We start from the raw sequence: 13283 nt of genomic DNA on the forward strand, positions 1-13283 counted from the left end.
CATCATTATGAAAAAGATATATATCGTTACAATCATTTGCACTTTTATCGTAATAGGTACTTTCGTTTTTCATAAAGTAAATGAACTTAAGTACACGAAAGCTATTAATCAATCCAATCATATAAAAAACATTGCACATAGAGGCGCTTCTGCGTATGCGCCAGAACATACATTACCAGCTTATACATTAGGACAACAATTAAAAGGAGATTATATAGAAATTGATCTTCAAATGACAAAAGACGGACATTTAGTAGCTATGCATGATGAAACAGTAAATCGCACTACAAATGGTACGGGGCTAGTTAAGGAACATACATTAGAAGAAATAAAGCAACTAAATGCAGGTTCTTTTTTCAATGAAAAGCATCCAAATTTAGCAAAGAAAGAATTTGAAGATGTTAACGTTCCAACACTAGAAGAAATTATTGAAACGTTCGGGCATAATGCTAATTATTACATTGAAACAAAATCGCCAGATGAATATCCCGGTATGGAAGAAAAGCTATTAGAAATTATAAAGCACTACGAAATAAGTGATAACGTTATTATTCAATCATTTAGTGAAGAAAGTCTGCAAAAAATTCATAGTTTAGATGTTAATATACCTCTAGTACAATTACTACCTTACAAAAAGGCAGTTCAATTAACTGAATTAGAGATAAAAAAGTATAAAACATACTGCATCGGTCTTGGGATGAACTATAAATATATTGATTCAGCTTATGTAAAGAGAATAAAGAAACACGGATTAGAAGTTCATCCATTTACTGTAGATAATGAAAAAGATATGAAAAAGTTACTTTTATGGGGCGTTGACGGGATGTTTACGAATTATCCGGATCGTTTACATTCGTTATTACAATCTTAAACTATAATGGTGTAATTATCACTGAACCAATAAAACAAGTACCCATAAGAATACAAAGATAGTTCGTGATCCAAATGGTAACATCATTGAATACATAGAGCCGATATTGAAATGAAATCCGAAAAAGAATCCAATATTTTTATTGGATTCTTTTTATTTAGCTCTAAGTGACTAACTTAAAGCAATTCGATTTTGAATTTATTAATAAAATATTACATTGAGTATGATTTTTCGTAATAATCATCAGAAAGTAACCAAATTGTAATGAATTTTAACTACGCTTTTTATATTTTTTTGATACACTGGCTACGAGAGGAATACCGATTAATGTAGGCAAAAACCAAAACCATATAGGTGGCAGTAAATTAATTAAGGGGATATGAATACCGACGTTTACTAAAAGTGCGGTTACCGCACCTATATAAGAACCTAACATACCTCTAATATGATGATGGAGCCAATTTTTCCAACGTTTTTTTCGTGCCAGGTAGCCATAAATCGCAAATGCATAAGATAAAATTGCTACATAAAATAAATATGCGATTTTATCCCAGTTAATAATGGATAATATAATTGCAGTAAGGGTGATCACAACATAGGATGCATGATATATTTCGCCCCATTCCGTATGTTTTCCTTTCTTTTTTTGAGCAATCATTGCTACAATACCGGTGATTAAGCATATTGTTCCAAATAATATGTGGATGGTTAAAAGAACGTTGAAAATGCTCATAATAATTCCTCCTTTTTTATTTTTATAGTATTGCAGTATAGGAGAAAAGTTGAAACATATTGTTTATTCGCCTTAATATATTGAATTAAAGGTATTTCTAGAACAAATTTAAACGGACAAATTTTTCTTGAATTTTGTGAGTCACGTATTACGTGAAATGAAGGAGAGACTACCATGTTTACATCTATTACATATTTACAATCTGGGAATGAGAAGCAACAAAAAGTATATGATGTTTTGAATAAACTAAACATTATGGAGGATTTAGCTTTGTATAGTCCGGTTCTTTGCGGGACAATTCCTATTAGAATTGATACTCTTCAATCTGACTTAGATATAGTAATGGAAGTACATAACTTTAATGTTTTTGAACAGGAAATGAGATCTTTATATGGCTCTTATGAAGGATTCAATATAAAAAAGAAAAAAATTAAAAATACCGAAACGATAAAAGTAAAATTTGAATTTGAAGGTTTTGAATTTGAATTATTTGCTCAGCCTAAGCCAGTACGTAACCAAAATGCATATAGACATATGATCGTAGAGCACATGTTATTAATGCAGCACCCCCATATAAGGGAAGAAATTCTTCGCTTAAAAGAGAACGGTTTAAAAACAGAACCTGCTTTTGCTCAAGTATTAAATATGGACGGAGATCCTTATGACGAACTTATTTTGTTAGGGCAGGAAATGAGATTGTGGTAAATGCGATACACAAAAACTCCTCTATAAAAAATGAGGAGTTTTTGTTATGTCATTAACTTACGGATTAATTCACTCAACAATTTAACCCCAGTAGTGATTTGTTCTGGAGAAGCATATCCATATGATAATCGAATGTGTCGATCTGATTCTTCTTCATAAATACGTCCTGGGTTTAAAAGAATTCCTTTTGAAAGTGCCTCTGAAAATAATTTCTTCATCGGAATGCTAGGTACAAGCTTTAGCCATATAAAGAATCCGCCGTTAGGAATATCCCAAGTGGCAATATCTGCGCAATACTGATTTAAAGCTTGTATCATGATTTGTCTTCGTTCTTTTAATTGAATTCTTACGTTTGCAACATGCTCTTCATAAAAACCTTTATTTATCCATTCAGCAGCAACTCTCTGGGATAACGAACTCGATCCATAGTCTGTTTGCATTTTTATATCTGACAATCTATCAATTACAGGTTCTGGTCCAATAATCCATCCAATTCTAAGTCCAGGAGTAAGTGTTTTAGAGAGATTACCAACATATAATACATGTCCATGTTTATCTATCGACTTTAAAGGAGCTGGAGGTTGTTTATCAATCCATAACTCGCGGTAAATATCATCTTCAATAATAGGTAACTGTTCCTTTTCACATATTTTTAATATTTCTTTTCTTCGTTCTTGAGACAGTAATATCCCTGTTGGATTTTGAAAACAAGGGATAGAATATAAAATATTTTTCTTTTGACTGTATTTAATGCGTTTTAATAATTCGTTAGGTAAAATCCCGTGATGATCCATGGATATACCAGATAGATTTATATTTGCTGATTGAAATACATGAAGTGAATATAAATAAGAAGGCTGTTCAAGTAAAACGGTTGATTCTCTATGCAATAGACCAATTGATATTAATTGGAGTGCTTGTAATGCACCAGAGACGATTAATATAGAACTGGCTGATGTATGTATTCCAAATGATTTTACGTAGTTACTTATTGCTTCACGTAACGGTAAAAAACCTTTTTGTTCTTCGTATCCAAAATACTCTAAATCCTCACATACGTTTTTCATAATGGACTGCATAGTTTCTAGTGGGAAAAGTTGAGGCGCAAGTTCACCTTTACTAAGATGGATAAGTTTTTTATTTGCTTCTGCTTCATTGATTTCTCGTACCATTAATTTGCTTGGTTTATGAATACCAGCCTTTACATACTCACTCCAATCAGGCGGGGGATTCGTCGCTAATAATGACCATGTATTATTCGTTACAATTGTTCCTGCTCCAATTTTCCCTTGAATCAATCCATCTGCCATAAGTTCATCTAGCGCAGTTATTACAGTACTTCGATTTACATGAAATAATTTGGCTAGCTGCCGTTGACTAGGAATCTTACTTCCAATAGGCCATTCTCCATTTTCAATTTTTTCTTTCATATAGTCTACTATCTGCCGATATTTGGGCAGTTTTTTATTCGTTGTCATAAAAAAACTCCCTCGTTCACTTTAAAAATGCCAAGTGGTTGGTTTTTACGATAAATAACTGGTTGAAGACATTGTATCAACTATTAAATATGATGAAAAGAAATAATTGGTAATTTGAAAGTGGTTGGTTTATTAGGGAGGGAGAGATAACATGCATAATAAAAAATGGGATTTACGCATCATATGTGCTCACGCTTTTACGATTCTAATATGGGGAACCGCTTTTCCGGCAATTCGTATGGGGCTCGAATCGTATACACCTGAGCATCTTACTTTACTACGTTTATTACTTGCTTCATTTATACTTCTGTTGTTTTCTTTTATTTACAAGTTACGGCTACCGGATTTAAAGGATATCCCAGCAATTTTTATATTTGGTGCTTTAGGATTTACTTTTTATCATATTGCATTAAACTATGGCGAAAAAACAGTCAATGCTGGATCTGCAAGTTTAATTGTTTCAGTCACACCTATAGTAACGGCTATTTTTGCATCTGTTTTTTTGAATGAAAAAATGAAATTAAATGGTTGGATCGGTGGTGTAATTAGTTTTATAGGAATTTCTTTCATATCATTCAGTCAAGGAGATGCTATTCAATTGAATAGTGGAGGATTATTTATATTAGTAGCAGCCGTTTCAGAAAGTCTATTTTTCGTTTTCCAAACTTCTTACTTAAAAAAGTACGGCTTCTTGCCATTTACCATATATACAATTTTATCTAGTACTGTATGCATGCTTATTTTCTTACCCGGAGTTTATCAAAAAATACTAGCAGCTCCTCTTGAAGTTAACTTGAGCGTTATATATTTAGGTGTCTTTCCAACAGTACTCCCGTATATAGCATTGGCCTATATTATATCTCGTGCTGGTGCTTCTGAAGCAACAAGTTCTCTATATTTAACACCAATAACTGCGTGTTTCATTGCTTGGATATGGTTAGGAGAAGTGCCAACTTTAGTTTCGATAATTGGCGGAGGAATTACTATACTTGGAATTGTGATTGCTCATATACCAATATTAAGAAAAGAAAAACATAGGAATTTAGCAAATAATCAATCCGTATAATGTAATTCAATAATGATTTTATGATACTTTTTTATATAGTTTCTTTCTTATGTTGATAAATATAATATTTTGTATTTCAGTTAAATATTGTATGTTACATTTTATGTAGTAAGCATTTTAAAAGGAGCTGACAACATAATGAATGGAAAAAGAAAAATTTTCACATGTATTTCTATTGTAGGAATCGGACTAGCTAGTTTTTAATTCTAGTTTCGCAGCAAGTGTAACGGACAATTCAATACAAAATTCTATTCCTGTAGTTAATCAACAAGTAGCTGCTGCAAAGGAAATGAAACCATTTCCCCAGCAAGTTAATTATGCAGGTGTTATAAAACCGAATCATGTTACACAGGAAAGTTTAAATGCTTCTGTAAGAAGTTACTACGATAATTGGAAAAAGAAATATTTGAAAAATGATTTATCTTCTTTACCTGGTGGTTATTACGTAAAAGGAGAGATTACAGGTGATGCGGATGGGTTTAAGCCACTTGGAACTTCAGAAGGTCAAGGGTATGGGATGATAATTACAGTATTAATGGCTGGTTATGATTCGAATGCTCAAAAAATCTATGACGGTTTATTTAAAACAGCAAGAACTTTTAAAAGCTCTCAAAATCCTAATTTAATGGGATGGGTTGTCGCAGATAGTAAAAAAGCACAAGGTCATTTTGATTCTGCTACTGATGGGGATTTAGATATTGCGTATTCTCTTCTTCTTGCTCATAAGCAGTGGGGATCTAATGGAACAGTTAATTATTTGAAAGAAGCACAAGACATGATTACAAAAGGTATTAAAGCTAGTAATGTTACAAATAATAACCGACTAAATTTAGGAGATTGGGATTCTAAAAGTTCACTTGATACGAGACCATCTGATTGGATGATGTCACATCTTAGAGCTTTTTATGAATTTACAGGTGATAAAACTTGGCTTACTGTTATTAATAATTTGTACGATGTTTATACGCAATTTAGTAATAAGTACTCTCCAAATACAGGGCTTATTTCAGATTTTGTTGTAAAAAACCCACCACAACCCGCACCTAAAGATTTCTTAGATGAGTCAGAATACACAAATGCATATTATTACAATGCAAGTCGGGTACCATTGAGAATTGTAATGGACTATGCGATGTACGGCGAGAAAAGAAGTAAAGTCATTTCTGATAAAGTCTCTTCATGGATTCAAAATAAAACGAATGGAAATCCTTCAAAAATTGTGGATGGTTATCAATTAAACGGATCCAATATTGGTAGTTATCCAACTGCTGTATTTGTTTCACCGTTTATTGCTGCAAGTATAACGAGTAGCAATAATCAAAAGTGGGTAAATAGCGGTTGGGATTGGATGAGGAATAAGAGAGAAAGCTATTTTAGTGATAGTTATAATTTATTAACTATGTTATTTATTACAGGAAATTGGTGGAAACCTGTACCTGATGATAAAAAAATACAAAATCAAATAAATGATGCAATTTATGAAGGAAACGATAATTAATTAAATTTGAGAATGGTTACTTAAGAAAGGAATTAGCATACGCTAGTTCCTTTTTAATGTTTTGTAAAACATTATCCATTCTAAAATTCGCATAGATATACCTGCTTTTTTCATATACATAGTTATTGATGACTCTATGTTTTTATGAGGGGAGAGTATTTCTTGGAAAAAGTATTATTTTTCGGAGACCCAGGTATTGATGACTCATTTGCCATTATGTATGGTTTACTGCATCCCGAAATTGAAATTGTAGGTATTGTAACTGGATACGGAAATGTTGAGCATATACATGCTGCACATAATGCAGCGTATATTTTACAGTTAGCAAATAGACAAGACATTCCTGTCATTAGTGGTGCAACAAAACCACTTACAGAAGAAATTACTACGTACTACCCTGAAATTCACGGGGCAGAAGGATTAGGGCCCATCCATGTTCCAGAAAGCGTATTATCTATTCCAATATACAATTTTGGTAGTATCGCTGCGATTCTTGTAAAGTACGGAAAAGATTTAACGATTGTCGATGTAGGAAGATCTACCTCGTTAGCAATTGCTTTTAATTTATGGAGTGACTTAATGCTAAATGTAAAAGGAATCTATTTCATGGGTGGCGTCTTTTTAGAAGTAGGAAATGTAACACCATTAGCGGAGGCAAACGTGTATGGAGATCCGATAGCAAGTAAAATTGTTTTCCATCAAGCAAAGAATTTATTAATATTCCCTTTAAATGTAACAAACAAAGCTGTGTTAACACCAAATGTATTTAACTATATTCAAGCTAATACAAAGAATCCATTTCATATGATAATGAAACCCATGTATGATTACTATCTATCCGCATACCAAAAGCTTAATCCATCTATCGAAGGACCTTTGCTACATGATGTGGTTGCAATAAGTGGATTAGTAAATCCAAGTTTTTTTGAATTTGTGCATCGTACAGTGAATGTAGATACATACGGAGATACGAAAGGACAAACATTTGCTGATTTTCGCCCTAACTCTAAATCTGAAGGAGCCCGTATAGCTTTAGAAATAGATGCAGAAAAATTCATTCAAGATTTTATAAAAATTATGTTATAAGTTGCTTTCGAAAAAGGGAATTATTTCAATGCGTTGAATATAAAAATACATCCTCTAGATAAGGGAGCTTACAATATTGAATGTCCAGTTAAAGGTTGTTACGAGAGACAATTGGGAAGATGCATTAAAGTTACAAGTTAAAGAAGATCAAAGAAAATTTGTCCCCGCTGTAGCAGTTTCACTTGCTAAAGTATATATAAAACCAGATGGTGACAATGTAGAGTACATACCATTTGCTATATACGATGGTGAGCTTATGGTTGGTTTTGTTATGCATGCTGTTGTAATAGAGACATCGGATATGTATTGGATTAACGGATTTATTATTGATCAATCGCAGCAAGGTAATGGTTATGGAAAAGCAGCATTACAAGAAAGTATTGATATAATAAAAAATACTTTTAAATCGTGTAAAGAAATAAGATTAACCGTACATAAAGATAATCTCTCTGCAAAGAAATTATATGAACGATATGGTTTCCAATCATTAGGACAGGAGTATGATGGTGAGCAAGTGTATCGTTTATTTGTTTAACTATTATGAAGTATAGGCGTGAAATTTGAACAAGTATAGATTGAATGACTAGGAGGAATATCAATTGAAAAGTAAATTCCACCATATTGTACGAGCAGTCGTGATAAAAGATGAAAAAGTATTAGTCGCTGAATATATTGGCCATCATTATTTCTTGCCAGGGGGGCATGTTGAAATTGGTGAATCAGCAGAGAATGCATTAATACGAGAACTAAAAGAAGAACTTGGAGTAAACTGCAGTATAAAACGATTTTTAGGAGTTATAGAAAATCAGTGGCAAGACCGAGAAGTTCTTCATTATGAAATCAATCACATTTTTGAAGTAGATTCGCAGGAGTTACATATTGATTTCATACCAAAATCTAAAGAATCTCATTTAGCGTTTCATTGGATAGATTACAATCAAGAAGTTTTAAATACGTATAAAATTATGCCAGTGCCTTCAGTTAAAGAATTACTAGAAAGAAAATTAAGTGAAGAACTAGTAAACTGTTGGATTAGCAATTTTTAAACGCCTCTATCAATTGTAAATACGTCCACCGAAAGGAAAGGAAGAAAATAGGCTAAAAAACAAGGTACATCACCTAGTGTAAGTTCATATTTTGTTGATGTACGCATTTAGTCTATAGTCTTATTTCTACTTTGTTTGCAAAAATATATAAACTGTAACATTTGGACGGAATTTATTTTTATAAATGGAGGGTTTCGTAATGAATGAGTTTCAACATGAACTACAATCATTAAATCTTAATGATTATCAATCTGGTAATGTTGTGTATTGGGATCAACTGCAACAAAATCAATATCCATACTATTACATTCAAGACGATGCGCGTCGTTGTGGCGGGTGCGGAGGTTGTGGTGGACGCTGTGGTGGATGTGGCGGCGGAAGATGTGGAGGTTGTGGTGGACGTTGTGTAGGCTGCGCTGGATGTTTCGGTTGTTTTAACTGCTGGAACTGGTGGATCATTTAAGTATAATAAACCAATAATATTTTACATGAAAGAAAGGTGTAGATATTATTTTATACTTTTCTTTCATGTTGTAATTTTTTATTCGTGTTAAGGGGGATTTATTTGTATACATACGATAAACTGATTTCTTGGGTAGAGAATATAAAGGAAGAAAATCATAGTTCTGCAACAGCAATGTGCATAATGAAAGATAACAAAATCGTACTAGAGCATTATAGTGGTTATCATTCAAATACATCTACAAGTAACAAAGTAACAGCATCCTCACAATTCAACGTTGCTTCTGCGAGAAAAAGCTATTTAGGTTTAATGGTAGCATATGCGCTTTACGAGGGGAAAATAAATTCTATTGATGATGAAGCGATAAAATATTTTAAAGACTTTGACCCTGTATTACTTGGTAAAACAACGATAAGACATTTAGTAACTCATTCGCATGGTTTAACAGAAACTGATGACGGGACAATTTTTCGTGAATTTGAACCTGGACAAGCTTGGGCTTATAGAGATATTAATGTAAGAATGATGACAAGTCTTATTTATCAGCTATATAACAAAAGTTTCCCTGAATTGTTAAAGAAGCGTGTATTTGATCTAGCTAACTTCAAAGAAACAGGTTGGAGAATTCAGCAAGATGAAAATTTAGTTAAAGTTGTTAATAATCCAAGTGAAGACGCGATTAGTGAAATTGGTACAGTAGATGACGGTACTGAAAAAAATCTCTTTGTCTCAGCTAGAGAATTTGCGCAGTGGGGCAATTTGCATTTAAATCAAGGTATGATAAACGAAAAACAAATTGTTCCAAAAGAAGTTATAAGAATTGCTACGAATTTGCAAAGTCCAATATTTGTAAACAAAGAACTACCACAAAATGGGTTGTTTTGGTTCGTCCAAAATGAACCTGCGCTTTTAAGTGAACTTGGTGAACGAGTTCCAATAGGATCTTATCAAATATTAGGAATTACTGGACCGACTCTTTTAGTCATACCCGAATATAATGTAGTTGTTGCGAAAATGTACAATAAAAGATACAACTACGGCGGTGATAATTATTTATATTATTTACGTGAATTTAGCAATTTAGTCGCTGATACATTTCGTAACAGTAATAGGGCATAATTACTCCTATAATGAAAAGGAGTGAAAGAAAATGAAAGATAAAATAAATAAAAACAAAAAGCAAAACATTAAAGATGTAAATACAGAACAAAATGCAATTTATAGCGATCCAAAGGACGCAGCTAATATGCAGACGGTACCTCAGCCGAAGGATTTTGATGAAATCGAATATTAATTTTTGTCCATCCGACTATATGATGAATGAAAAATACATCTTAAGTCCCATCACATGACAGAAGTCTTTTGATATCCTATATACATAAGCATTTGAAAATGTCTTATCTTAACAAAGCTTTCTTTAAGTAAATCTAATATAACCTGCAAAAAGGCACTTCATTATGAAGTGTCTTTTTGTGTGCATGAACTTAATTTCCATTTTCCGCACAGTATCTTGCATTTCATGATGGTTATACTAACTGTGAAAATTCATGTCAAGATAAAAGAAGGGGACAGTTAGTATGAAACAAACTTCTATAAATCCGTTACTAATTGTTCTAGGTACAATCATTGTTCAAATTGGCCTTGGAACAATTTATACATGGAGTTTATTTAATCAGCCCCTTGTTAGTAAGTTTGGATGGAACCTCAATTCCGTAGCGATAACTTTCTCTATAACAAGCTTTTCTTTATCATTTTCAACCCTATTTGCCGGAAAGTTGCAGCGGAAATTAGGCCTTCGAAAACTCATTGCTACTGCAGGGATTGTTCTGGGGCTCGGCTTAATACTTAGTTCACAAGTTTCTTCCTTACCATTACTATACTTATTAGCTGGTGTCGTTGTTGGTTATGCAGATGGAACTGCTTATATTACATCATTATCTAATTTAATAAAATGGTTTCCAAATCGGAAAGGCCTTATTTCTGGTATATCTGTTTCTGCATACGGAATGGGTAGCTTAATCTTTAGATATATAAACGGAAGTCTTATCGATAGTCTTGGCGTATCACAGGCATTTTTATATTGGGGTATCATTGTTTTACTTTTAGTATTAACCGGATCGTTCTTCTTACGTGAAGCAATAGTAAATAACACCCTAACAGAGACATTACACAATGACTACACGCCACGTGAAATGATACGAACGAAACAAGTATATCTCTTATTTTTCATGTTATTTACATCGTGTATGGGTGGTCTGTATTTAATCGGTATGGTAAAAGATATTGGAGTACAGCTCGTTGGACTTAGCGCAGCAACTGCTGCTAACGCCGTTGCAATGATTGCAATTTTTAATACAGTAGGTAGAATCGTTCTTGGAACGTTATCAGATAAAATTGGTCGAATGAAAATTGTCTCTGCAACGTTTATTATTATTGGATTGTCAGTCTTTACATTAAGTTTCATTCCACTAAATTACGGAATTTATTTCGCTTGTGTAGCCAGCGTAGCCTTTTGTTTTGGTGGTAATATTACAATATTCCCAGCCATTGTTGGGGACTACTTCGGTTTAAAAAACCATAGTACAAATTACGGGATTGTATATCAAGGATTCGGATTTGGTGCGCTTGCAGGATCATTCATTGGGGCGATACTTGGGGGATTTCAACCGACCTTTATTACAATCGGTGTTCTATCTGTTATCTCTTTCGTTATTTCAATATTAATTCGTCCTCCAAAAGCAGAGAAGAAAAAAGACACACAACATGTATATCGGAAAGTAGCTTAATTCTAAAAAGAGTCCTCATGCTAGGGCTCTTTTTTTGTTATGAATTAGAAGGACTGCTAATGCAAGAAAAGATAGAATTGGAATAGCAGTGACGGGAAAATATTTTTTTATAGCGAATATATCTAAAATAGGAATCTAAATGTAGGCATTCAGATGAAGGGGGAATTCTTATGAATTCATTTGTAAATAACACGTTTTATGAAATAAGAGAAAATCTATTCGAGGAAATTGTGATATTGAATGATGCTCAATTCAATAGTAAACCAGACAAGAATAAATGGAGTATAGCGCAAGTATGTCATCACTTAGTTTTATTGGATGGAGTGGTTATAAAGGTCATTACATCTGGATTGAAAAAGATTGATAGCACTCTAAAAGAGCGTCGGGAAATTCATTCTATATTACAAGATAGATCGATAAAATTTACAGCACCAGAAATGATTGAACCAAGTTCAGAACCGTTTAAAGTGCAGCAAATGATCGATATGTTAAACGAATCAAGGAAAGAATTGATGCGTTTCCTTAGTACAATAGAAGATGAATCTATATTAACGAATAAATCGGTGATGCATCCAGCTCTTGGAGAATTACTTCTTGATCAGTGGATAGAACTAATCTATTTGCATGAACAGCGCCATATAGAACAAATCAAAGAAATAAAATCACTTTGTGAAATCGGGAAGTAAAATCTTTTGTTCATTAACAAAAAATACTGGTCTCATATGTATGTATTTGAAATGAGTGGTAAAGCACAAAATAAAATACAAAAACAATTGATCTAAAGGAAGATTAATTTGGAATCCGATTTGTTGTATATGTTTAACCCCGTCTCAAAATAAGGGCGGGGATTTTATTAGTTTTGGGGTTATTCTGCCATTTTCATTCTAAAAGTTCCAAAACGTGCTTTGCGTCATTTTCCTGTAATATATTCTTCTTTAATACATGTGAATTCATTTTTTATTAACTCTCAAATAGTGGTAAAAGCAAAACTCAATTAATTTATATATATTAAAACGGGTAAATGGTAGAATGAACAGAAGACAGAAAATTCCTTTTATTAAAACGGAGGAGATAAGCATGAAAAAAGTAAATGTTACTTATGCACTTTTATACGATACAACAAACGAAAAGATCTTAATGGTAAAAAACAAAGGTAAAAACGGTTCTTATTACACGCTACCAGGTGGCGCAGTTAAATTTGGGGAAACGTTAGAAGAGGCAGTAATTCGGGAAGTGAAAGAAGAAACCGGACTACATATATGTGTAAAGGGTATTTGTTCTATTAGCGAAGCTTTCTTTGAAGAGAGAGGTCATCATGCAATTTTCTTTAATTTTTTAGGTGAAATAATCGGGGGAGAGACATATATATCAAGACCAAAAGAAATCGAAGAGATTACTTGGATGGAATTACATATAGCAGCACCGTATTTACGTATACCAGAAGATTTGCTAAATATGTTAAAAAAGAAAGAAACGGTACCTTACGTTTTTAACGGAACTATCGTTCATCAATCTTCATAAACATATCATTTCTTTTTAGGCGGGGGAAAA

At 32.9% G+C, this 13283-nt stretch carries 14 protein-coding genes and 1 pseudogene; 13 read left to right on the forward strand and 2 right to left on the reverse strand.

All coding sequences use genetic code 11. The features are described from left to right. Positions 1-7 precede the first annotated feature (7 nt). Positions 8-871 carry a glycerophosphodiester phosphodiesterase gene (locus tag KZZ19_RS12915; RefSeq protein WP_088096519.1) on the forward strand — a complete coding sequence of 288 codons (864 nt, stop codon included), beginning with the start codon at positions 8-10 and terminating at the stop codon, positions 869-871. 271 nt (positions 872-1142) lie between these two features. Here KZZ19_RS12915 and KZZ19_RS12920 read toward each other — a convergent pair whose 3' ends face one another. Next, positions 1143-1604, reverse strand: a complete 462-nt coding sequence (locus tag KZZ19_RS12920) for a DUF2306 domain-containing protein (RefSeq protein ID WP_088096520.1) — start codon at positions 1602-1604, stop codon at positions 1143-1145. Positions 1605-1778: 174 nt separating this feature from the next. Here KZZ19_RS12920 and KZZ19_RS12925 point away from each other — a divergent pair, with 174 nt between their 5' ends. Next, a complete protein-coding gene (locus KZZ19_RS12925; RefSeq protein ID WP_088096521.1) occupies positions 1779-2309 on the forward strand; it encodes a DUF4269 domain-containing protein in 531 nt (176 codons plus the stop codon). 44 nt (positions 2310-2353) lie between these two features. Here KZZ19_RS12925 and KZZ19_RS12930 read toward each other — a convergent pair whose 3' ends face one another. Next, entirely contained in the window at positions 2354-3787 is a 1434-nt protein-coding gene (locus KZZ19_RS12930) for a PLP-dependent aminotransferase family protein (RefSeq protein ID WP_237980439.1), read from the reverse strand. A 151-nt stretch (positions 3788-3938) separates the two neighbouring features. On the opposite strand from KZZ19_RS12930, the gene KZZ19_RS12935 reads away from it, so the two are divergent. From KZZ19_RS12935 to KZZ19_RS12985, 11 genes and pseudogenes are all read left to right on the forward strand, one after another. After that, entirely contained in the window at positions 3939-4853 is a 915-nt protein-coding gene (locus KZZ19_RS12935; protein ID WP_237980437.1) for a DMT family transporter, read from the forward strand. Positions 4854-4991: 138 nt separating this feature from the next. Beyond that, positions 4992-6351 (forward strand): annotated as a pseudogene (locus KZZ19_RS12940) (glycosyl hydrolase family 8). Positions 6352-6513: 162 nt separating this feature from the next. Further along, positions 6514-7437 carry a nucleoside hydrolase gene (locus tag KZZ19_RS12945; protein ID WP_016081396.1) on the forward strand — a complete coding sequence of 308 codons (924 nt, stop codon included), beginning with the start codon at positions 6514-6516 and terminating at the stop codon, positions 7435-7437. Positions 7438-7513: 76 nt separating this feature from the next. After that, positions 7514-7972: a GNAT family N-acetyltransferase gene (locus tag KZZ19_RS12950; RefSeq protein ID WP_016081395.1), complete on the forward strand. Its 459-nt coding sequence runs from the start codon at positions 7514-7516 to the stop codon at positions 7970-7972. A 64-nt stretch (positions 7973-8036) separates the two neighbouring features. Next, on the forward strand, positions 8037-8483 hold the full coding sequence (locus KZZ19_RS12955) for an NUDIX domain-containing protein (protein WP_237980435.1): 447 nt from the start codon (positions 8037-8039) through the stop codon (positions 8481-8483). Positions 8484-8682: 199 nt separating this feature from the next. Next, on the forward strand, positions 8683-8946 hold the full coding sequence (locus KZZ19_RS12960; protein WP_098342109.1) for a heterocycloanthracin/sonorensin family bacteriocin: 264 nt from the start codon (positions 8683-8685) through the stop codon (positions 8944-8946). Positions 8947-9048: 102 nt separating this feature from the next. Then, entirely contained in the window at positions 9049-10065 is a 1017-nt protein-coding gene (locus KZZ19_RS12965) for a serine hydrolase domain-containing protein (protein WP_237980433.1), read from the forward strand. Positions 10066-10096: 31 nt separating this feature from the next. Next, positions 10097-10240 (forward strand): hypothetical protein, encoded by a 144-nt coding sequence (locus tag KZZ19_RS12970; protein WP_000653324.1) that lies wholly within the window; start codon positions 10097-10099, stop codon positions 10238-10240. A gap of 283 nt (positions 10241-10523) precedes the next feature. Then, positions 10524-11732, forward strand: a complete 1209-nt coding sequence (locus KZZ19_RS12975) for an L-lactate MFS transporter (RefSeq protein WP_088096529.1) — start codon at positions 10524-10526, stop codon at positions 11730-11732. A 170-nt stretch (positions 11733-11902) separates the two neighbouring features. Next, positions 11903-12418 carry a DinB family protein gene (locus KZZ19_RS12980; protein ID WP_088096530.1) on the forward strand — a complete coding sequence of 172 codons (516 nt, stop codon included), beginning with the start codon at positions 11903-11905 and terminating at the stop codon, positions 12416-12418. Positions 12419-12809: 391 nt separating this feature from the next. Continuing rightward, positions 12810-13253, forward strand: coding sequence for an NUDIX hydrolase (locus tag KZZ19_RS12985; protein WP_237980431.1), 444 nt, complete (start codon positions 12810-12812; stop codon positions 13251-13253). Positions 13254-13283: the final 30 nt, after the last annotated feature.

The sequence above is a fragment of the Bacillus thuringiensis genome (assembly GCF_022095615.2).
In the GTDB taxonomy this organism is placed as follows: Bacteria; Bacillota; Bacilli; order Bacillales; family Bacillaceae_G; genus Bacillus_A; species Bacillus_A cereus_AG.